At 66.7% G+C, this 20,362-nt stretch carries 19 protein-coding genes; 8 read left to right on the forward strand and 11 right to left on the reverse strand.

Annotation, left to right across the window (positions count from 1 at the left end; all coding sequences use genetic code 11):
• Nucleotides 1-51 precede the first annotated feature (51 nt).
• From LH400_RS02130 to LH400_RS02155, 6 genes are read left to right on the forward strand one after another with little or no spacing between them, the layout of a single operon-like run.
• Nucleotides 52-723, forward strand: a complete 672-nt coding sequence (locus LH400_RS02130; protein ID WP_255616764.1) for an amino acid ABC transporter permease — start codon at nucleotides 52-54, stop codon at nucleotides 721-723.
• Nucleotides 724-732: 9 nt separating this feature from the next.
• Nucleotides 733-1,389: an amino acid ABC transporter permease gene (locus tag LH400_RS02135; RefSeq protein ID WP_229150989.1), complete on the forward strand. Its 657-nt coding sequence runs from the start codon at nucleotides 733-735 to the stop codon at nucleotides 1,387-1,389.
• A 32-nt stretch (nucleotides 1,390-1,421) separates the two neighbouring features.
• Complete coding sequence (locus tag LH400_RS02140; RefSeq protein ID WP_229150990.1) at nucleotides 1,422-2,225, forward strand: transporter substrate-binding domain-containing protein; 804 nt, start codon at nucleotides 1,422-1,424, stop codon at nucleotides 2,223-2,225.
• A gap of 25 nt (nucleotides 2,226-2,250) precedes the next feature.
• Nucleotides 2,251-3,030, forward strand: coding sequence for an amino acid ABC transporter ATP-binding protein (locus LH400_RS02145; RefSeq protein WP_304502355.1), 780 nt, complete (start codon nucleotides 2,251-2,253; stop codon nucleotides 3,028-3,030).
• 28 nt (nucleotides 3,031-3,058) lie between these two features.
• Entirely contained in the window at nucleotides 3,059-4,024 is a 966-nt protein-coding gene (locus LH400_RS02150; RefSeq protein WP_370638307.1) for a 2-hydroxyacid dehydrogenase, read from the forward strand.
• Complete coding sequence (locus LH400_RS02155) at nucleotides 4,021-4,341, forward strand: hypothetical protein (protein WP_229150991.1); 321 nt, start codon at nucleotides 4,021-4,023, stop codon at nucleotides 4,339-4,341. Before LH400_RS02150 ends, LH400_RS02155 begins: the two co-directional genes overlap by 4 nt.
• 235 nt (nucleotides 4,342-4,576) lie before the next feature.
• Here LH400_RS02155 and LH400_RS02160 read toward each other — a convergent pair whose 3' ends face one another.
• From LH400_RS02160 to LH400_RS02175, 4 genes are read right to left on the reverse strand one after another with little or no spacing between them, the layout of a single operon-like run.
• Nucleotides 4,577-5,395, reverse strand: a complete 819-nt coding sequence (locus tag LH400_RS02160; protein ID WP_229150992.1) for an inositol monophosphatase family protein — start codon at nucleotides 5,393-5,395, stop codon at nucleotides 4,577-4,579.
• Between the two features lie 41 nt (nucleotides 5,396-5,436).
• Nucleotides 5,437-6,498 (reverse strand): ABC transporter ATP-binding protein, encoded by a 1,062-nt coding sequence (locus tag LH400_RS02165; RefSeq protein WP_229150993.1) that lies wholly within the window; start codon nucleotides 6,496-6,498, stop codon nucleotides 5,437-5,439.
• Entirely contained in the window at nucleotides 6,495-8,726 is a 2,232-nt protein-coding gene (locus tag LH400_RS02170; RefSeq protein ID WP_229150994.1) for an ABC transporter permease, read from the reverse strand. The genes LH400_RS02165 and LH400_RS02170 overlap by 4 nt, the downstream gene beginning before the upstream one ends.
• A gap of 60 nt (nucleotides 8,727-8,786) precedes the next feature.
• Nucleotides 8,787-9,815: an ABC transporter substrate-binding protein gene (locus tag LH400_RS02175; protein ID WP_229150995.1), complete on the reverse strand. Its 1,029-nt coding sequence runs from the start codon at nucleotides 9,813-9,815 to the stop codon at nucleotides 8,787-8,789.
• Between the two features lie 150 nt (nucleotides 9,816-9,965).
• Here LH400_RS02175 and LH400_RS02180 point away from each other — a divergent pair, with 150 nt between their 5' ends.
• The gene (locus tag LH400_RS02180) at nucleotides 9,966-10,976 is read left to right on the forward strand and encodes a LacI family DNA-binding transcriptional regulator (protein ID WP_229150996.1); all 1,011 of its coding nucleotides are present in this window, start codon (nucleotides 9,966-9,968) and stop codon (nucleotides 10,974-10,976) included.
• An 87-nt stretch (nucleotides 10,977-11,063) separates the two neighbouring features.
• Here LH400_RS02180 and LH400_RS02185 read toward each other — a convergent pair whose 3' ends face one another.
• The 7 genes from LH400_RS02185 to LH400_RS02215 form a co-directional block, all read right to left on the reverse strand.
• A complete protein-coding gene (locus LH400_RS02185; protein WP_229150997.1) occupies nucleotides 11,064-12,104 on the reverse strand; it encodes an aldo/keto reductase in 1,041 nt (346 codons plus the stop codon).
• Nucleotides 12,105-12,145: 41 nt separating this feature from the next.
• Nucleotides 12,146-12,778 (reverse strand): dihydroxyacetone kinase subunit L, encoded by a 633-nt coding sequence (locus LH400_RS02190; protein ID WP_229150998.1) that lies wholly within the window; start codon nucleotides 12,776-12,778, stop codon nucleotides 12,146-12,148.
• A 16-nt stretch (nucleotides 12,779-12,794) separates the two neighbouring features.
• Nucleotides 12,795-13,796, reverse strand: a complete 1,002-nt coding sequence (locus tag LH400_RS02195; RefSeq protein WP_229150999.1) for a dihydroxyacetone kinase subunit DhaK — start codon at nucleotides 13,794-13,796, stop codon at nucleotides 12,795-12,797.
• A gap of 5 nt (nucleotides 13,797-13,801) precedes the next feature.
• A complete protein-coding gene (locus tag LH400_RS02200) occupies nucleotides 13,802-14,845 on the reverse strand; it encodes an ABC transporter permease (protein ID WP_229151244.1) in 1,044 nt (347 codons plus the stop codon).
• Nucleotides 14,846-14,862: 17 nt separating this feature from the next.
• A complete protein-coding gene (locus LH400_RS02205) occupies nucleotides 14,863-16,419 on the reverse strand; it encodes a sugar ABC transporter ATP-binding protein (RefSeq protein ID WP_370638308.1) in 1,557 nt (518 codons plus the stop codon).
• Nucleotides 16,420-16,625: 206 nt separating this feature from the next.
• The gene (locus tag LH400_RS02210) at nucleotides 16,626-17,627 is read right to left on the reverse strand and encodes a substrate-binding domain-containing protein (RefSeq protein ID WP_370638320.1); all 1,002 of its coding nucleotides are present in this window, start codon (nucleotides 17,625-17,627) and stop codon (nucleotides 16,626-16,628) included.
• 48 nt (nucleotides 17,628-17,675) lie between these two features.
• On the reverse strand, nucleotides 17,676-18,689 hold the full coding sequence (locus LH400_RS02215) for an ABC transporter permease (protein WP_229151001.1): 1,014 nt from the start codon (nucleotides 18,687-18,689) through the stop codon (nucleotides 17,676-17,678).
• A gap of 347 nt (nucleotides 18,690-19,036) precedes the next feature.
• On the opposite strand from LH400_RS02215, the gene LH400_RS02220 reads away from it, so the two are divergent.
• The gene (locus LH400_RS02220; protein ID WP_229151002.1) at nucleotides 19,037-20,083 is read left to right on the forward strand and encodes a LacI family DNA-binding transcriptional regulator; all 1,047 of its coding nucleotides are present in this window, start codon (nucleotides 19,037-19,039) and stop codon (nucleotides 20,081-20,083) included.
• Nucleotides 20,084-20,362: the final 279 nt, after the last annotated feature.

Genomic DNA, 20,362 nt, shown 5'->3' on the forward strand with positions numbered 1-20,362 from the left:
GCTCGAAATTGCCGTCGCCGGGAGGCTGCGCGGCATGGGAGGTTTCGAGACTTGAACTATCAGCTGAATTTCGCGCCTGTCTTCGCGAATTTCGACCACCTTCTGGCGGGCATGCTTGTGACGCTGGAACTGTCGGTCGGCGCGATGCTGCTCGGCACCGTGGTGGCGGTCCTGTGCGCCGCGGGCAAGACCGGCGGCCCGCGTCCGGTCCGCTGGCTCGTCGACGTCTATATCGAGCTGATCCGGAACACGCCGTTCCTGATCCAGATCTTCTTCATCTTCTTCGGCCTGCCGGCGCTCGGCATCCGCTTCTCGCCGAACACCGCAGCGCTGGTCGCGCTGACGGTCAATGTCGGCGCCTATGCGACGGAGATCATCCGCGCCGGCATCGAGTCGATCCAGAAGGGGCAGATCGAGGCCGGGACCGCGCTGGGGCTGAGGCCCGTCCAGATCTTCCGCTACATCATCGTCAAGCCGGCGCTGCGCACCGTCTATCCCGCGCTGACCAGCCAGTTCATCTATCTGATGCTGACTTCGAGCGTCGTCTCCGTCATCTCCGCGACGGATCTTGCGGCCGCAGGCAACGACATCCAGTCGCAGACCTTCGCCTCCTTCGAGGTCTACCTGGTCATCACGGGCATGTATCTCGTCCTGTCGATCGTCTTCTCCGGACTGTTCTCGCTCATCCGGCGCCGGGCGTTCAACTATCCGCTGAGCCGATAGGAGCCGCCGATGATCCGTCCCTTCGGCATCAACGAAGTCCTGTTCATCGTCGCCGCGATCCAGTGGACGCTGGCGCTGTCGGCCGTCGCCTTCGCCGGCGGCGCGGTTGGCGGACTGATCGTCGCGCTCTGCCGCGTCTCCGCGTCGAAGGTCCTGTCCTACCTCGCGCTCGGCTACATCCGGCTGTTCCAGGGCACGCCGCTTTTGATGCAGCTGTTCCTGGTCTATTTCGGCCTCAACATCTTCGGCGCCGGCATCAATGTGTGGCTCGCCGCATCGCTGGCGCTGACGCTGCATGCCAGCGCCTTCCTCGGCGAGATCTGGCGCGGCTGCATCGAGGCGGTGCCCTCCGGCCAGTCGGAAGCCTCCTGGGCGCTCGGCCTTCGCTATGTCGACCGCATGAAGTCGATCGTCCTGCCGCAGGCGGCCAAGATCGCCGTCGCGCCGACGGTCGGCTTCCTTGTCCAGCTGATCAAGGGCACCTCGCTCGCCTCGATTATCGGCTTCGTCGAGCTGACCCGCGCCGGGCAGATCATCAACAATGCCACCTTCGTCCCCTTCAAGGTCTTCGGCCTGGTGGCGATCCTCTATTTCGTCCTGTGCTGGCCGCTGTCGCTGCTGGCGCGCTGGATGGAGCGCCGTTTCGCAGTGGCCACGCAGCGCTGAGCCGCCGGCCCAACAACAGGGAGAGAACGTTCATGAAGCTCATCAGGAAGGTCGCCGCGCTGGCGGCCGCAGCCGCGATGGTCGCAGGCCTCGGCACGGCCGCCGTGAAGGCGCAGACGCTCGACGCGGTCAAGCAGCGCGGGACCATCAATGTCGGCATGCTCGTCGACTTCCCGCCCTTCGGCATCCTCAACACCGAGGGCAAGCCGGACGGCTACGACGCCGACGTGGCGCGCCTGCTGGCGAAGGATCTCGGCGTGAAGCTGAACCTCGTCCCGGTCACCGGTCCGAACCGCATTCCTTACCTCCTCTCCGGCCAGGTCGACGTCCTCGTCGCCTCGCTCGGCATCACCCCGGAGCGCGCCAAGCAGGTCGACTTCTCGCAGCCTTACGCCGGCATCGAGATCTTCGTCTTCGGCGACAAGGACGTATCGGTGAAGGGGCCGGAGGATCTCGCCGGCAAGAACGTCGGCGTCGCCAGAGCCTCAACGCAGGACACCGCCATCACCAAGGTCGCGCCGGACAGCGCCAACATCCAGCGCTTCGACGACGACGCGTCCGCGGTGCAGGCGCTCATTTCCGGCCAGGTGCCGCTGATCGGCTGTTCCAACACGGTCGTCGCGCAAGTCGAGAAGGTCCGTCCGGACACCTACGACACCAAGTTCTCGCTCAGCCAGCAGAAGCAGGGCATCGCGACGCGCCCCGGCGCGGACAAGCTGATGGCGGCGATCAACGACTTCCTCGTCAAGGTGAAGAAGGACGGCGAGCTGAACAAGCTGCACGAGAAGTGGCTGAACGCGCCGCTGCCGGACTTCATCGCCAAGACCAAGAGCTGATCGGAAACAACGCGGGATGTCAGCGATGAGCACCACCTCGCCCACCGGGCGCGCGGACGCAGCCGCCGACACGCCCGCCGTGCGGATGGAGGGTGTCGAGAAGTACTACGGCACCTTCCACGCCCTGAAACACATCGACCTCAAGGTCGCGCGCGGCGAGAAGATCGTCGTGTGCGGCCCGTCCGGCTCCGGCAAGTCGACGCTGATCCGCTGCGTCAACCAGCTGGAGGCCGTGCAGAAGGGCACGATCGTCGTCGACGGCATCGAGCTCACCGCCGGCCCGAAGAACGTCGAGCAGGTCCGGCGCGACGTCGGCATGGTGTTCCAGCAGTTCAACCTCTTCCCGCACATGACGGTGCTTCGGAACTGCATGCTGGCGCCGATGAAAGTGCGCGGGGTCGATAAGGCGGAAGCTGAGGCGACGGCGCGCAAATACTTGGAACGGGTGCGCATTCCCGAACAGGCGGACAAATATCCGGCGCAGCTCTCCGGCGGACAGCAGCAGCGCGTGGCGATCGCCCGGGCTCTGTGCATGAACCCCAAGATCATGCTGTTCGACGAGCCGACCTCGGCGCTCGATCCCGAGATGGTCAAGGAAGTGCTCGACACCATGATCGACCTTGCCGGCGAGGGCATGACCATGATGGTCGTCACCCACGAGATGGGCTTTGCGCGGCAGGTCGCCGACCGGGTGATCTTCATGGACCGCGGCGAGATCGTGGAAGTCGCCGGGCCGAACGAATTCTTTTCCAATCCGAAGCACGAGCGCACGCGCACCTTCCTCGGCCAGATCACCGGCCATTAGGCGGTCCGCGGCGGACAAGAGGCAGACTGTGAAACAGGACATCCTGCTCGTCGAGCCGATGCTCGCCGAGATGGAGGAGCGGCTGGACGCCGCCTACGAAGTCGTCCGGCTGTTCGAGGCGGACGGCCAGGCGCGCGCCGCAGCAGCGGCAGAGCGCATTCGCGCCGTCGTCACCGGCGGCGGCACCGGTCTCTCAGCGGAATGGTTCGGGAAGCTGCCGTCGCTCGGCCTCGTCGCCATCAACGGCGTCGGGACCGACAAGGTGGATCTCGACCTCGCGCGCCGACGCGGCATCCACGTGTCGACGACCCCGGGCGTCCTCACCGACGACGTCGCCGATCTCGGCATGGCGCTGATCCTCGGCGTGCTGCGCCGCCTCGGCGAAGGCGACCGGCTGGTGCGCAGCGGCGCCTGGGGGGAAGGCGGCAAACTGGCGCTCGGCTCGAGCCTACGCGGCAAACGCCTCGGCATCCTCGGCTTCGGCCAGATCGGCCGGGCGCTGGCGCACCGGGCGCAGGCCTTCGGCATGGTCGTCGCCTACTGGAACCGCTCCGCCGTCGAGGCGCCCGCGCACTGCCGGCGCAGCGAGACCGCGATGGCCCTCGCCGCGGAATGCGACGCCCTCGCCATCTGCCTCGCCGGGAACGCCGGCACCGAGAAGATGGTCGACGCCGAGATGCTGGCAGCGCTCGGTCCCAAGGGCGTCCTCGTCAATGTCTCGCGCGGCAGCGTGGTCGACGAGGATGCGCTCATCGCGGCGCTGCAACAGGGCGCGATCGCCGCAGCCGGTGTCGACGTCTTTGTCGGCGAACCGGCGATTCGGCAGGAATTCCGTGAGCTGGAGAATGTCCTCCTGATGCCGCATCAGGGCAGCGCGACGATCGAGACCCGGCGCGCCATGGGGGAGCTGGTGCTCGCCAATCTCGATGCGTTCTTCAAGGGCGAGACGCCGCCGACCTCCGTAATCCGCCTCCAGGAAGAAGCCAGTCGATGATCGTCCGCCAGGCCTTCTTTGAAGGCGCTATCCATCCCGGCCGTGAGATGGAGTTCCGCCACTTCGTCGAGACCCGCCTCATCCCGATGTGGCGTCGCTTTCCCGGCGTGCGGGACCTTCGCGTCCTGTTCGCGCTGGAGCGGGACGACGGCGCGCCCCCCTTCCTGCTGTCGCTGGCGATGACCTTCGACGACCGGGCGGCGCTCGCCGAAGCCTTGGAGGCACCGATCCGCTACGAGAGCCGGGCCGTCACCGGCGAGCTGATGAAAATGTTCGACGGGCACATCCACCACCACGTGTTCCAGGTGATCGGCTAGGCACCGGCGATCGCCGCAGGGCAGGACGACCGGGGCAAAGTGGCGCCGAGGCCGGCCCTACTCGGCTCGTGCCTCTTCGCCAGAAGCCAGTCTGTGAAGGGCACAGACCCAGCTGAAGAGAGCCAGGGCAGCGTCCTCGGCACCGCCCGTCAGCGCGACTGACCTGCTACCCACAAGTTAGGCTTCTCGTTGCGAGTCGGTGCTTCCTTCCCGCTCGGCCGCCAGCGGGCGCCGGTCAGGCCGGCAGCCTCTCGCTCAATCCCGCAAGCCCCCGCATGTCTTGCCGCGTCCCGCCCGCGCCGGCGAGAACCAGGCCGCCCTCCGCAAGGCTCGGCCACTCGCGCGGGTCATGGATCCAGCCGCCCGCCTCTTCGACAATCAACAGGCCCGCGAGGCAGTCCCACGGGTTCATGTGCGGCTCCCAGTAGGCGGCGAGCCGGCCGGCCGCGACGTAGGCGAGCATCAGCGCGCCCGAACCGTTGCGGATGAACATGCCCTCCATCTCGAGCAGCTGCTCGACGAAGTCCGATACCACCCGCGGCGGGATGCGGTGGCTGGCCCCGACCCCGACGATGCCATTCTTCACCGTCGTTTCGCTGCCGAGCCGGAGCGGCATTCCGTTCAGGCTGGCGCCCTCGCCCCGGCGGGCAGCGAAAAGCTCGTCGGCGACCGGCGCGTAGATCACCCCGGCCGCCGGAAGCTCCCGGGCCATCACCGCAACGGACACGCACCAAGCGTCGAGGCCGAAGATGAAGGGGCTGGTGCCGTCGATCGGATCGATAACCCAGGTGAAGTCGGACCGACCCTCCTGCACTCCGAACTCTTCGCCAAGCAGACCATCCTCCGGAAAGCGCGCCCGGATGTGCTCGCGCAGCAGAAGTTCCACCTGGCGGTCCGCCATGGTGACGGCGTCTTGGCCGTTCAGCTTGGTGTCGATCGTCAGCGAGGCACGGTCCCTGAAGAAGGCGAGCGCGGCGCGCCCGGCCTCCTTGGCGATCTCCCGCGCGAGGATGAAGCGATCGACAAGCGCAGCATCGGTTTCGGTCTGGGTCACTGGGTGTCCTCGATGGGCGGAGCCGGCGGCTCCACAACTGGTCAGTTCGGAATGATCGCGACGCCGCGGTCGGAGAGGCCGAGGCCGACATTGCTGCCCACCGCCCGAACCCGCTCCACGAAGGGGTCGGTGACGAACAGCGTGCCCGCTGCGGTCTCGATCTCGTATTCGACGTGGTCGCCGAGATAGGCGGCGCTCAGTACCCGGCCGCCCAGGCCGCCGGCGTCCTCGCGAAGGACGACCGCATTCGGACGGATTGCGAGCCTGCCAGCCCCCTGCGGCACCTCCCGCGCCACGAGTTCGTGCTCGTATGTGCCAATGCGGATCCGCGCCCGCCCGGAGCCGTGGCCGAGGATCTCGCAGGCGACCACATTCGCCTCGCCGATGAAGTCGGCGATGAAGGCGGAGGCCGGGTGCTCGTAGAGATCGCGCGGCGCGCCGATCTGTGCGACCTCTCCGTCCTGCATCACGACGATCTCATCGGAGACCGCAAGCGCCTCCTCCTGGTCGTGCGTCACGTAGACCGCGGTGAAGCCGAGCCGCTGCTGCAGCTCGCGGATCTCAGTGCGGACCCGCCGCCGCAGCCGGGCGTCGAGATTGGAGAGCGGCTCGTCCAGCAGCAGCACCTGCGGCTCCAGCACCAGCGCCCGCGCTACCGCGACGCGCTGCTGTTGGCCGCCAGAGAGCTCGCTCGGCAGCCGGACGCCGTAGCCGGCGAGGCCGACCAGCGACAGCCCGTGCTCGGCCTTCTCGGCCGCCTGCCTGCGCGAATGCCCCGAGGAGCGCAGACCATAGGCGACGTTCTCGGCAACGCTCATGTGCGGGAACAGGGCGTAAGACTGGAACACCATCGAGACGTCGCGCTCGTTCGCAGGCAGCGCGGTGACGTCGCGTCCCCCGATCAGGATCCGGCCGCCCGAAGGCTGCTCCAGCCCGGCCAGCATCCTCAGCGTCGTGGTCTTGCCGCAGCCCGACGGCCCGAGCAGCGTCACCAGGGTTCCGGGCCGGATGGTCAGCGACAGCTCGCGGATCGCGACGTGCGAGCCGAAGCTCTTGCGCACGTTCTCGAAACGCACCGAGCCACGCGGTTCGTTGCTCGTCATGCAGGCTTCTCCTCCCGGAATGCCGGCGCTGTCACCGGAGCGGGCCCGGCTTGGTCGGCGGCGCGGCGCAGCGTGCGCTTGCCGACGAGCAGCTGGAAGCCCGAGATGATGAGGACCATGACCACGATCAGCGCCGCCGAGTAGGCGATAGCGACGCCGTATTCGCCGTTCTCTGTCAGGCCGACGATATAGGCGGTGGCCATGTTGTACTGCGCGCTGACCAGGAAGATCACCGCGCTGATCGAGGTGATCGAGCGCACGAAGCTGTAGACCAGCGCCGTGACGATCGCCGGCCTCAGCAGCGGCAGGATGATCCGCCGCAGGGTTGTGAAGCTGTTGGCCCCGAGCGTCAGGGAAGCCTCGTCGAGGCTCCGGTCGAGCTGGCTCATCGAGGCGATGCCGCCGCGCACCCCGACCGGCATGTTGCGGAAGACGAAGCAGATCACCAGGATCGCCGCCGTGCCGGTGAGCTCGATCGGGGGCAGATTGAAGGCGATCACGTAGCTGATGCCGATCACCGTGCCGGGGATGGCGAAGCTCAGCATCAGCAGGAACTCGAAGACTTCGCGCCCGGCGAAGCGCTGCCGCACCACCAGATAGGCGGTCAGCAGGCCGACGACCGTCGTCAGTGGCGCCGCGATCAGCGCGATCTCCATCGTCGTCCAGAAGGAATCCCAGGCGACGCCGCTCCAGTGGATCCCGTCGGCAGAGACGTCGACAGAGAAGGCCTTCGCGAAATGCTCGAGGGTCAGCGTGTGATCAAGGCCCCAGGTCCGCACGAAGCCGCCGAACAGGATCATGGCATAGATCACCATGGTGAAGGCGAGCCAGGGCAGCACGACCAGGTAGACCACGGCGGACAGCCGCGGATCGAGCTCGATATGCCGGCCGCCGTCGCCCTTGCCGGTGATGGTGGTGAAGTTCCGGCCCTTCAGCCAGACCCGCTGCAGGAGGAATGCCGAGAGCGTGAAGCCCAGGAGGATGAGGGCGAGCACCGCCGCCCGCGACGGGTCGTTCTGCGCGCCGACGACGGCGAAGAAGATCTCGGTCGAGAGCACGCCGTGGCTGCCGCCGAGAACCAGCGGATTGCCGAAATCCGCCATGCTCTCGATGAAGCCGATCAGGAAGGCGTTGGCGAGGCCGGGCCGCAGCAGCGGAAAGGTCACCGTCCAGAAGGTCCGCCACCGGGTCGCCCGCATCGTCTGCGCCGCTTCCTCCATCGATGGGCTGATCGCCTCGACGACGCCCACCAACACCATGAAGGCGATCGGCGTGAACGACAGCATCTGCGCGATCCAGATGCCGGTGAGACCGTAGAGCCAGCGTCCGGCATTGAAGCCGGTGAGGTCGGCGACGAACTGGGTGATCACCCCGGAGCGGCCGAGCAGCAGGATCAGCGCCAGCCCGATGACGAAGGGCGGGGTGATGATCGGCAGGATGGTCAGGAGGCGCAGCGGCTTGCGGAAGGGAAAGCGGGTGCGGGTGATGAGCAGCGCGAAGGCGAGGCCGAGCAGCGTCGTCCCGAGCGCGGTGGCGATCGCCAGGAATACCGTTCGCCAGGCGAGCCCGCAGCTGTACTCGCTGGCGAAGCAGGCGAGCGACCAGATCGAGGGATCCTGAATGTTGCGGATGAAACTCGTCGGATCGAAGGAACCGTCGAAGGTCTGGAATGCGCCGATGAGGAGGCTGACGATCGGGTAGAGCACGAAGCTCGAGACCAGTCCGACCAGGATGGTGATGGCGGAGACGACGAAAGCGTCGCCCCGCATCGCCCCACGCTCGGCGAGCCCGAAGGAGACGAACAGCAGGAAGGTCGTAGCAAGCGCCATGCCGCCGAGCCCGAGCGGCAACTGGCCGTCGTCGAGCGGCCCGAGCAGCATCTCCCAGCCGCTCCAGTTCCAGCCGCGATAGCCGATCGATAGCCCTTCAAGCAGCAGCCAGGCGATGCCGAAGGCGCCGGCGAGCGCCACCCAGCGGCCACGCTCCGGGCCGGGCCGGCAGAAGCGCAGCGCCGCCACGGCAGCGAGCACCAGAGCAAGCGGGGCCAGCCACCAGGCGCCGCGCAGGAAGATCTGCACCAGGGCCGGTCCGACCTCGGAATCAAGCGGATAGCGGGCCAGCCAGCCGAAACCGAGCACCCCGCCCTCGACGCCGTACCAGGGCAGCAGCAGGAATGCGACTGCTCCGAGGAGCAGCGCCAGATCGAGCCGGCGGACGCGGCGGTCCATCGACAGCCTCCTTTTGCAAAGGACTCGGCCGGGCGGCCGAAGCCGCCCGGCAGCGCGACCTCACTTGGCGATGGCGCCGATTTCGCGATCCCAGCGCTCGAGCAGCGCCTTGCGGGTATCGGAATCGCCGTATTTGGCGAAGTCGTAGTCGATGAGCTTGATCTCATCGAGGTTCGGCGCCTCCGGCGGCACGGTCGCTCGCTTGTTGGAGGGGATCTGGAACGAGTCCGCCTCGACGGCCTTCGACTGGACGTCGGCCGAGAGCGCCCAGTCGTAGAAGGTCTTGGCGTTCTCCAGGTTGCGCGCGCCCTTGACGATCGACATCGACCCGACCTCGTAGCCGGTGCCCTCGCAGGGCGCGACGGTCTTGACCGGGAAGCCCTGCACCGTCATCGCCACGGCATCGTGCATGAAGACGATGCCGATGCCAGTCTCGCCGCGCGCCGCCGCCTTGACCGGCGCGGAGCCGGACTTGGTATACTGGGTGACGTTGTCGTTGAGCTTCCTCAGATAGGCGAAGGCCTCGTCCTCGCCCATGATCTGCACGAGCGTCGCCAGCGCGGTATAGGCGGTGCCAGAGGAGTTCGGGTTGGCGACCTGGATCTCGCCGCGATAGGCGTCGGAGGTCAGGTCCTTCCAGCACTTCGGCGGCTCGGCACCCTTCTTTTCCAGAATGTCGGTGTTGTAGCCCCAGCCGAGTGCCCCCGAATAGACGCCGACGGTGCGGTAGCCGGAGACCTCCGCCTGGTGTTGCGCCCACGGCTGCAACTCGGAGAGCTTCGGCGACTTGTATTCCAGCGTGAGGCCGTCCTGCGCGGCCTGCAGGTGCGGATCGCCAGTGCCGGCCCACCAGAGATCGGTCTTCGGATTGCGCGACTCGGCCCGGATGCGGGCATAGGCCTCGCCCGAACTCATGCGCACCATGTTGACGTCGATGTCGTGGCTCTTCTCGAACATGTTTTCCATCAGCTCGCACCACTTCACGTCGGCAGCGCAGATCATGTTCAGCGAGCCTGCGGCGTTGGCCGCGGATGGGGCGAGCGGCAGCGTCGCGACGAGGGCCGTCGCGGCGAGAAGCTGGATGCGCATTGTTTCCTCCCGGTGCATGTTATCGAGTTATTGCACTCGTGTGCAAAGCTGTCGCATGATCGCGCCGCTGTCAACGCCCAACGAAAAGGACCGGGCGGTCCGGCGTCTGAAGGCCGGCGCTTCGCGGGAAAAGAAGGGAAGTCGCGCAGCATGAAATTAAGATCGACTTCGGGTTTCGTCAGCGCACAGGACGTCGCCCGCCTCGCCGGGGTCTCGCGCTCGGCGGTGTCGCGCACCTTCACGCCGGGCGCCAGCGTTTCGGCCGAGACGCGCAAACGCGTAATGGCGGCCGCCGAGGCGCTCGGCTACCACGTCAACCATCTCGCCCGCGGCCTAATCAGTCAGACCACCAGCATCGTCTGTCTGGTCGTTTCGGACATCGCCACGCCGTATCTGTCGAGCATGGTCGACGCGCTGACCCGGCGGCTGCAGGAGGCCGGCAAGGTGGCGATGGTGATCAACGCCACCGGAAGACTGGAGAAGGTCGAGGACGCAATCAGCCAGACCCTCCACTACCGCGCCGACGCGACGGTGGTGCTGTCGGGCTCGCCGGACCGGACAATCATCCAGACCTGCCTCGACAGCGGCCAGCGCATGATCCTGCTCAATCGCGACGAGATGCTCGCCGGAATCCGCAATGTCTCGGTCGACAATGCCACGGCGGCGCGCCAGACGCTGCACGCCTTCCTGCAGGTCGGTCGCCGGCGGCTCGCCGTCGTCGCCTCCGCCGCCCGCACACCGAGTCTCGTCGGCCGCGAGACGGGCTTCGTCGATGCGGCCCGGGCCGCAGGGCTAGAGGTAACGAGATGGAGCGGAGGTGCGACCGCGCATGCGAGCGGCGCCGCCGGTGCCCGGCACCTCCTGGCGCAGACTGATCGCCCGGACGCGGTGTTCTGCGTCACCGACCTCCTCGCCTGCGGCTTTATGGACGCCGCGCGCCACGAGTTCGGGCTGAGGATTCCTGAAGACGTTAGCGTCATCGGGTTCGATGATATCGAGCAGGCCGCCTGGCCGTCCTACGCCCTCACCACCTTCGCCCAGCCGATTGCGGAGATTGCGGACTACGTCGTTGCATGCGTCATGGCCGACGACGCCGCCGAGGCCGGGCCGCTGCGCCTGTTCCCTGCGCCGATGATCTGGCGCGGCACAGTGCACCGCTGATCCACATGGGTCTTGCCGCAGCAAAGCGAGCCTGTGCTAGCAGAGCTGTCCTACTCGAGACGCTTGAGGCCACGGGTGGAGCTTCCCCTATTCTCCGATGAGCCCGTCGGCCGGGCCGAAGCGTGGGCGGGCGAACTGGTCCTGATGCCAGTGCGGGTAGATCAGGGGCGGCCGGCTCACGGCATCGAGCCGCTGCAACTCCGCCTGCGACAGGGTGAGATCGAGGGCGCGGAAGTTCGCCTCGAACTGCTCGACGTTTCGCCCGCCGACGATCAGCGATGCGACGGCAGGCCGGGTGAGGGTCCAGGCGAGCGCGATCTGCGCGGCTTCGAGACCGTGATCGCCGGCAATGGCGAGGAGTTCGTCGACGATCCGCCAGAGCCGTTCCATGTCGCGGACGGGCGGCTCCGTCCAGCCCTTCTCCTGCCGGCTTCCCGGCGCCACCGGCCGGTCGCGCCGATGCTTGCCGGAGAGGAGGCCCGCCGCGAGCGGGCTCCAGACGGTGACGCCGATGCCCTGGTCGACGGAGATCGGCAGGAGCTCGTATTCGGCTTCCCGCGCCTCCAGCGTATAGTGGATCTGCTGGGTGACGAAGCGGGCGAGCCCGTGGCGCTCGGAGGCCATCAGCGACTTCATGAGCTGCCAGCCGGTGTAGTTCGAGCAGCCGGCATAGCGGATCTTGCCCTGGCGGATCAGCGTGTCGAGCGCCTCCATCGTCTCCTCGACGGGGGTCGAGCCGTCCCATTCGTGGATGTGGTAGATGTCGATATGGTCGGTCTTCAGCCGCTTCAGGCTGCGCTCGCATTCGCGGATGAGATGCCAGCGGCTGGCGCCTTCGTCGTTCGGCCCGTCGCCGATCCGCATTCGCGCCTTGGACGAGATCACCACACGGTCCCGCCGACCCTCGAGCGCTTCGCCGACGATCTCCTCGGCAAGGCCGGTGGAATACATGTTGGCCGTATCGATGAAGTTGACCCCGTGGTCGAGGCAGCAGTCGATCAGCCGGCGCGCGTCGCTAACGTCATGCTCGCCGACCATGGCGAAGGGCCCCCTTCCGCCGAAGGTGAAGGTGCCCATGGCGAGGGCCGAGACCTTGAGGCCGCTGCGGCCGAGCGAACGATACTGCATGAGGAAATTCCTGAAGGTTGGTCTTAGGGAACGCCGGTCGGTCAGCCGGCCTCGGCAAAGACCGCGTGAAAGGCTTCGGCGAGGATGACCGCAGCCGTGCCGCCAGCGTCGGGTAGCCCGCGCGACTTCTCCTGGAAGGCCGCGGCCTTGCCGTGCTGGGCGACGAGATCCTTGGTCTTTTCGAGCCCATCGCGCGCCGCCTCGACGGCACGAGCGAGAGCCGGCTCCGGCGCCGTACCCTCGGCCGCCTCCGCTTCGAGCGTCTCGGCGATCGGATGCAGAACGTCGAGAACCGTCTTGTCACCCAGCTTGGCGCGGCCGCGCTGGGCGATGCCGTCGCGAAACGCGGCGAAGAAGGCCGCAAGCTCCGCCGTGCCAACGTCCTGCGCCATCTCGATCGCCTTCGAGCCTCGCAGGAAGCCGGTCGCCATCAGCGTACCCATGGTGGACGGCGCGGCCTTGGCGATCGCCGCGCCCGCCTGCTTGGCCTGGGCGGACGGGCCCGCCTCGCCGAGGGCGACGACCGCATCACGCGCGGCCGAAAAGCCCTTCGCCATGGTGATGCCGAGGTCGCTGTCGCCCACCTTTCCGTCGAGGGCGATCAATTCGTCCCGCTTTTCCTCGAAGGCCCTGGCGAGCCGCTCGAACAGCGGCCTGAGATCGTGAAGGCTCATGGCTCGGACCCCGCAATCAGCGCGCAACATGCTTGAAGAAGGGCGTGTCGGCGGAGGCGGCGATCAGCGGCTCGAGTTCCTCATCGAGGCGCAGGACGGAAATCGACGCACCGGCCATCTCCATCGAGGTGGCGAACTCGCCGAGCCAGACGTTCCGGACGGTCGCGCCCAGCTGCTCGAAGCGCTGCGAGACGCGGCGGAAGAGGATGTAGAGCTCTTCCAGCGGGGTCGCGCCGAGGCCGTTGACCAGCACGGCCACCGCGTCGCCCTTGCCGTAGCTGTCTTCAACGAAGATGCGGTCGAGCATCTGGTCGACGACGCTGTCGGCGGGTGCGAGCTTGCTGCGCGAGATGCCCGGCTCGCCATGGATGCCCATGCCGATCTCCATCTCGTCGGCACCGATCTCGAAGCCCGGCTTGCCGACCTCCGGGACGATGCAGGGCGACAGCGCCACGCCCATCGTGCGGGTGTTCGACCGGGCCTTTTCGGCGATGCGGGCGACCTCGTCGAGCGGCATCATCCTGGCCGCGGCGGCACCGGCCGCCTTGTAGAGGAAGAAGATGCCGGCGACGCCGCGACGCTTGTGCTCCTCGCCGACGACGGAGGAGGCCACGTCGTCATTGCCGATGACCGTCTTGACGGCGATGTCCTCCATTTCCGCCAGTTCGCCGGCCATGTCGAAGTTCATGATGTCGCCGGTGTAGTTGCCGTAGATGTAGAGGACGCCGGCGCCCTGGTTGACGTATTTCGTCACCTCCAGGATCTGGTCCGAACTCGGCGACTGGAAGACGCCGCCGACGGCCGCGCCGTCTAGCATGTTCTCGCCGACATAGCCGAGGAAAAGCGGCAGATGTCCCGAGCCGCCGCCGGTGACGATGCCGACCTTGCCGGGCTTGGGATGCGCGGTCACGTAGCAGCGCAGGTCGTCCGCCGTCTTCGTGACTTCGGGATGGGCCAGATAGATCCCCTCGAGCATCTCGTCGACGAAATCTTCGGGGCGGTTGAGAAACTTCTTCATGGCGCTCACTTGATACTCTCGGAGTGGAACTGGCGCTGCCGCGTGACGAAGAAGGCGGCGGCGAGCAGGATGAAGGAGCCGACGACGACGCGCTGCCAGGTGCTCGGAATGCCCACGAGGACGAGCACGTTGTTGACGACGGTGATGAGGAGGACGCCCACGACGGTCCCGAAGACCGATCCTGTGCCCCCGGTGATGCGTGCCCCGCCGAGGACGACGGCCGCGATCACGGGGATCTCGGAGCCGACGAGGTCGAACGGGTTGGCCATGCGGTTGGCGCTGACATGGACGATGCCGGCGAGCCCCGCCAGCGCGCCGGCAAAGGCGAAGACGAAGACATGGACGAGGCGCTGGTCGTAGCCGAGCCGCGCCGCCACCTCGGCATTGCCGCCGGTGGCGAAGATCGCCCGCCCCATCAGCGTCTTCTGGAAGAGCAGCCAGGTCAGGATGGCCGCAGCCGGAAAGACCAGGAAGTATACCGGCAGGGTGATGGTCGCGCCGTTGGCGGTCTCGAAGTCGAAGAGCGAGGCCTTGCCGAAGGCGACCATCTGGGGCGGCAGCTCCATCAGCCAGACGGTTCCGATGAAGGCGAGGAGGATCCCGCGAAAGAGGTACTGCGTGCCGATCGTCACGATCAGCGACGGCACGCGCAGGCCATAGACGAGGAGGCCGTTGACCGCACCGAGGATCGCGCCCGAGACGATACCGAGGATGATGATCAGCGACATCGGCATCCACGGCGCCACCGTGAGCACGGTCAGCGTCAGCGAATACATCGTCAGGGCGGCGATGGCGGTGAAGGAGACGTCGATGCCGCCGGCCGCGAGGATCGCGAAGACGCCGAGGGCGAAGAGGCCGGTCACCACGCTCGCCCGCCCCATGTCGACGAGCGAGGAAGGCTGCAGGAAGGCAGGGTTGACGACGGCGACGGCGACGCAGATCACCGCGAGGAGGAACAGGCTGACGAGCTCCGGGCGTCGCTTGAAAAGGTCGGTCGCGGCCGATCGCCTTCCCGGAGCGGCCTGCGAGGCTGCGGCTTTCAGTTCCATGTCGTCGTGCAGCGTGGTCATTCCGCAGCATCCCGTTCGGAGGCCACCATCGCCTGGTAGAGCCGGTCTTCGTCGGCGCCCTCGGCCATCAGTTCGTCGACGATCCGCCCGCCGTTCATCACGGCGATGCGATCACAGTTCTGCAGGAGTTCCGGCAGGTCGTCCGAGACGATGATCAGGCCGATGCCGCGTTCCGACATCGCCTGCATCGCCCGATAGATCGTGTCCTTCGAGCCGACGTCGACCCCCACTGTCGGGCCGTGCAGGATCAGGAGCTTCGGCTCGATGCTGAGCCAGCGGCCGATGAGGACGCGCTGCTGGTTGCCACCGGACAGGGCCCCGACCGGCAGATCGATGTCCTCGGTGTTGAGCTGCATCTCGGCCGAGATGCGCCTCGCCTCGGCGCGGCCCTTGCGGTCGTCGAGGAGACCGAGGAAGCCGGCGATCCTGTCGAGGATCAGCGGCGTCTCGTTGGCGTAGATCGACTTCTCCAGGAAAAGCCCTTCGCTGAGGCGATCCTCGGGCACGTAGCCGATACCGAGGGCGATCGCGTCCGCCGGGCGGGCGATGCGGACCGGTTCGCCGGCGAGCGTCAAGTCGCCGGAGGTCAGCGGCAGATGCCCGGCAAGCGCAAGCGAGAGCTCGTTGCGGCCGGAATCCGACAGGCCGGTGATGCCGAGGATCTCGCCGCGCCGGAGCGTGATGTCGACGTCCTCGAAATGGCGGCCGGCGGACAGTCCGCGTGCGCGGAACAGGACGTCGGACTGCGGCGCGGCGCGGCGATAGCGCTGGGCCTCGATCGGCCGGCCGGTCATGAGTTCCGCGAGCTCACCGCGGCTGAAGCTGCCGATCGGCGCCTGCGCCACCGACTGGCCGTCGCGAAAGACGATCGCCTGGCCGCCGATCCGGTAGCATTCCTCGAGCTTGTGGGTGACGAAGAGCACGGCGACGTTCTGCGCCCGAAGCCGGCCCACCACCTCGATCAGCGTCTCGACCTCGTGGCGGGTCAGCGACGTCGTCGGCTCATCCATGATGACGAGACGCGCCTCGCAGGCGATGGCCCTCGCGATCGCCACACGCTGGCGGATGGCGAGCGGCAGGTCGGCGACCTTGGTGCGCATCAGCGCAGGCGTCGGATCGAGGCCCACCTCGCTGACCGCCCGCCGAGCGGTCTCGACCAGCCGGCGCCGGTCGAGCACGCGAAGCAGCCGACCCTTGCCGTGAACCAGCTGTTCGCCAAGCGCGACGTTCTCCTCGACCGTCAGGTTGGGGAGCAGCGAGAGATCCTGGTAGACCGTTTCGATCCCCGCCTCCATCGCCATCAGCGGCGTCAGCGAGCGGCGGCTGCGGCCGTCGAGCACGATCTCGCCGTCGCTCGGCTCGTAGGCGCCGGAGATGATCTTGATCGCGGTGCTCTTGCCGCAGCCGTTCTCGCCGAGGAGGTGGTAGGCCTCGCCGGTGCGGATCGTCAGGTCGACGCCGCGCAGGGCATGCACGCCGCCGAAGCGCTTGTGGATCCCCCGCAACTGGAGGAACGGCTGGTCCGATCCTGGCTGTTTCGACACGGTCGACAATCTCCGGCAAGCGTCGCCTCGCCTCCCACGCCTCTGATCGTCCGGCGTGACACGGAGGGGCGGGCGCAAACGCGCTTCATCGAGGCACGGCGCCTCGGCATCGGCGCGCTGCGGCCGTCGCGGCCGCAGCGCCCATTCGGGAGGGGCACCGCCCCTCTCCGCCGACGGCGATGGCCAAAGGCCGGCCGCCGGCAGCGGAAGCTGCCTCAGAAGAGGTATTCCTTGTAGTTGTCCTTGTCGGCGAGAACCATGCCGTTGCCGATGACGAGCTTGCCCTTGCCGGCGCCCGGCTTCACCGTCACCTTCTCGTAGCCCGGCACGCCGAGATCCATGCCGTCCTCGACGGACTTGCCCTCGATCAGCAGCTTGGCGATCGCGTTCATCGCCATGCCCGCCTTCTGCGGATCCCAGAAGCCGATCGCCGTGATGGCGCCGGAATCGAGGTAAGCGGCGGAGGGGTTCGGCAGGCCCGTGCCGACCAGGCAGACCTTCCCGGTGAGGCCGGCTTCCTCGATCGCCCGGCCGACGCCGAGAACGTCGTTGCCGGCGGACGTCTGGAAGCCCTTGATGTCGGGATGCTTGCGCAGGATCTCCTTGGCCTTCTCGTAGGTGCCGTTGGCATCGTCGAAGGACTCGTTGTTCGGATCGACGAGGTCCATGTCGGGATGCTTGGACTTGGCGTTCTCCTCGCCTGCGCCGACCCACTGCATGTGGGTGCGGCTGCCGAGCGAACCGACGAAGGTCGTCCACTTGCCCTTGCCGCCCATGCATTCGGCGAGCCGCTCGTTCAGCGCGGCGCCGTAGGCGGCATTGTCGAAGGCCTCGACGTCGACCATCGTGTTCTTCTGGTTGTCGGCCTCATGCGTCACGATGATCGTGCCGCGATCCATGGCGCGCTTGAAGATGCCCTCGAGGATCGAGGGATCCATCGGGACGACGGCGAGAGCGTCGGTCCCCTTGGCCACGAGATCCTGGATGATCTGTAGCTGCTGGGCGGAATCGGCTGTTGCCGGGCCGACCTGGGTGATGGCCATGTCCGGGTTTTCCTGGGCGAACTTCTCGACGCCGGTCTTCATCCGGTCGAACCAGGGAATGCCGCTGATCTTGACGACGGTGGTGATCGACTTCTCCTGCGCCTGCGCCGTTTCGGGCGCGATGGCGGCGGCGGAGACCATGAGGGCCGTGATCAGGCCAATGTGGATGGACAGTTTCTTCACGCTGTGTTCCTCCCTGGAAACGTGAGACCCTCGATGACGTCAGACCCTGGAAGCGCGAGGGCGGCGCTTTCGGGCGAAGATCGACGCGAACTGTTCGATGAGGGCGAAGCGGCCGACGGCGAGAAAGCCGAGCAGCAGCGCACCCCATGCGAAATCCCGCACGAAGTTGGACAGGCCGACGAAGTTCAGCAGGCTCGACAGGAGCTGCAGGACGACGGCGGACAGGACGACGCAGATGACGCGGCCGTAGCCGCCCTGCGGGCGCACCCCGGCCATCACCGCGACGAGGATGGCGATCAAAAGGTAGGACGTGCCGTAGTCCCACTTCACGTTGACGTTGCGCGCGGCGATGATGACGCCGGCGATACCCGCGAGGGTCCCCGAGATGGTGTAGGTGGTGGCGATGATCCGGCGCTTGGGAAATCCGCTGTAGTCGGCCGCCTTCGGATTGGTGCCGGTCAGCATCAGCTGCAAGCCGTAGGGGGTGTAGCGAAGCACCGCGCTGAGCAGCGCCGCGACGGCGCAGAAGATCAGGAAACTCGTCGGAACCTCGAACAGGAGGCCGTTGCCGAGGTCGTAGAGCGGATCGGGAGAGCCGATGGTGACGGACCGCCCGTCGGAGAAAACGACGGCAAGCCCCGTATAGAGCATCTGCGTGCCGAGCGTGCACAGGATCGGGGTGATGCCGAAGCGCGAGATGATCCAGCCGTTGAGGAACCCGCCGGCCATGCCGACCAGCACCGCTCCGGCAGCGAAGGTGATGGTGAACAGCATCGGCGCATCGTCCGCCGAGAACAGCGAGAGCGCGACCAGTCCGGAGGCGACGCCCGCGAGGTTGGCGAGCGCGATGCCCGACAGGTCGATGCCGCCGTTGCCCGCGCACATGGCGAGCATCACGCCGATGGCGAGCAGCCCGATCTCGGGCACCTGGCTGGCCATGGACTGAAGATTGTAGAGCGAAAGATAGGTTCCGTCGGAGGTCGCGCCCCCGACGAGGAGGAGCACGACGACGAGCACCGACAGCACGACGAGATGTCCGTCGAGTTTACGCAAGACCTCCTCCCAAAGGTTTAGTAAACAACAACCCGATTTAGTGAATTGCTAGCAGACATCGCCGGGCTTCACAACAGGGTCGGCCGCCGATGCGCGCTGTTCCGCCCCCGGCCCGGTATCGCAATCCGGGCCCTTAGGCGCAGATCCGGCGCCCTCAGGGACGGGGTTGATGCCATCAATCGCCTAGACCACAGGGATTTCTCTGCCCGCCATCGAAAATTCCGAGCCCCGGAGACCACCGCGCAACGGCACCACCGCTCCCCTAGCGAACGGCGACAAATCAGTTTACTAAACATCCATGATAACGAGCCGCGAGGACGGCGCGTCGCAACAGCAGGAAGCAACCATTGAAGCGGTCGGTGACACTGCGCCAGGTGGCTGAACATGCCAGGGTTTCGGCCTCCACGGCTTCGTTGGTCCTGAACGGCAAGGGCGACATATCGGAGGCGACGCGCCAGCGCGTGATGCGCGCGGTCAGCGAGATGAACTACGTCCCGCGCGCCGGCCGCGCCCGGCCCGAGGCCGGCAATACGATCTCCTTCCTGAAGATCGCCAAGCACGGCCACACGGTGAACCGCGACCACAATCACTTCATCTCGGACTATATCGACGGCATGTCCTTCGAGGCGACGCGGCGGGACTATTCGCTGCATGTGGTCAGCATCGAGGGGAGCAATTTGCGCCCGGCTTTCGACGCCATTTCCAACGGCGACCTCAGCGGCGTCGTCGTGCTCGGCACCGAACTCGCGCAGGAGGACGTGCAGAGCTTCCAGCGCGAAGGCCTGCCGATGGTCTTCATCGACACCTTCTTTCCGCAGCTCGACGCCAATTTCGTCGACATGGACAATGCACAATCGATCTATCAAGCGATCGAGCATCTGAAGGATCGCGGCTTCACCCGCATCGGCCTTGTCGGCAGCTACTCGGCTGTCACCAATTTCAGCCTCCGCCAGCAGGCCTTCTCAAGCGGTCTCGCCGCACTTGGACTTTCCGCCCATGGTGACGCGATCCTTTCCGTCGAATCGACCCTCGACGGCGCCTATCAGGACGGCCTTCGCCTGCTGAAGGAGGGCGCCGCGGTCGCCGAGGCTTATTGTTGCGTCAACGACATCGTCGCCCTCGGCTTCATGCGTGCTCTTAAAGAATGCGGCTACCGGGTCCCGGAGGATGTCTCGCTCATTGGTTTCGACAATCTGCCGATGAGCGCCATCGTCGACCCGCCGCTCACGACCATCGAGGTACCGAAGCAGCGGATCGGCGCAATGGCGATACGCCTGCTCGACGATTTGATTGTCTCAGAAACTCCCCAGCCGGCGGTCAAGGCATTGATCAGTGGCCGGTTGGTCCTGAGGGACAGCACGTTGCCCTCTAAGGAACCGTTCGGGAACGGTTGATGGTCGCGGGAGCCTTGGTTTCAGAGGCTGTCTTGAGCGTGATCTGGAGAAGCTATCACTACCTATTAGTGTATGAGGCGATATGACTTTCTCTGATTGGATGAAACGTTGCGGCGGTTCTTCGGACTGGTTGAAAGCAGATCCAGCCGCTACGTTTATGACCGGGCGAACGTGCCCCCCGCAGAACGAGTAGCTCGGCTGCGGTAGGTCAGCGGCCGCTATTGTGCGACTTTAGCACCTGGTGGCGCAGACGTTTCCCTGACGCCGTCTCCGAACCTG

The organism is Jiella soli, assembly GCF_020615385.1.
GTDB lineage: Bacteria > Pseudomonadota > Alphaproteobacteria > Rhizobiales > Rhizobiaceae > VKMB-3413.

Excerpts from the sequence above, each read along its gene's own strand:
- LH400_RS02195 (WP_229150999.1), bottom strand. The coding sequence starts at position 13,796 with ATGAAGAAGTTTCTCAACCGCCCCGAAGATTTCGTCGACGAGATGCTC.
- LH400_RS02135 (WP_229150989.1), top strand. The coding sequence starts at position 733 with ATGATCCGTCCCTTCGGCATCAACGAAGTCCTGTTCATCGTCGCCGCG.
- LH400_RS02155 (WP_229150991.1), top strand. The coding sequence starts at position 4,021 with ATGATCGTCCGCCAGGCCTTCTTTGAAGGCGCTATCCATCCCGGCCGT.
- LH400_RS02165 (WP_229150993.1), bottom strand. The coding sequence starts at position 6,498 with ATGACGAGCAACGAACCGCGTGGCTCGGTGCGTTTCGAGAACGTGCGC.
- LH400_RS02145 (WP_304502355.1), top strand. The coding sequence starts at position 2,251 with ATGAGCACCACCTCGCCCACCGGGCGCGCGGACGCAGCCGCCGACACG.
- LH400_RS02200 (WP_229151244.1), bottom strand. The coding sequence starts at position 14,845 with ATGGAACTGAAAGCCGCAGCCTCGCAGGCCGCTCCGGGAAGGCGATCG.
- LH400_RS02175 (WP_229150995.1), bottom strand. The coding sequence starts at position 9,815 with ATGCGCATCCAGCTTCTCGCCGCGACGGCCCTCGTCGCGACGCTGCCG.
- LH400_RS02190 (WP_229150998.1), bottom strand. The coding sequence starts at position 12,778 with ATGAGCCTTCACGATCTCAGGCCGCTGTTCGAGCGGCTCGCCAGGGCC.
- LH400_RS02185 (WP_229150997.1), bottom strand. The coding sequence starts at position 12,104 with ATGCAGTATCGTTCGCTCGGCCGCAGCGGCCTCAAGGTCTCGGCCCTC.
- LH400_RS02140 (WP_229150990.1), top strand. The coding sequence starts at position 1,422 with ATGAAGCTCATCAGGAAGGTCGCCGCGCTGGCGGCCGCAGCCGCGATG.
- LH400_RS02180 (WP_229150996.1), top strand. The coding sequence starts at position 9,966 with ATGAAATTAAGATCGACTTCGGGTTTCGTCAGCGCACAGGACGTCGCC.
- LH400_RS02170 (WP_229150994.1), bottom strand. The coding sequence starts at position 8,726 with ATGGACCGCCGCGTCCGCCGGCTCGATCTGGCGCTGCTCCTCGGAGCA.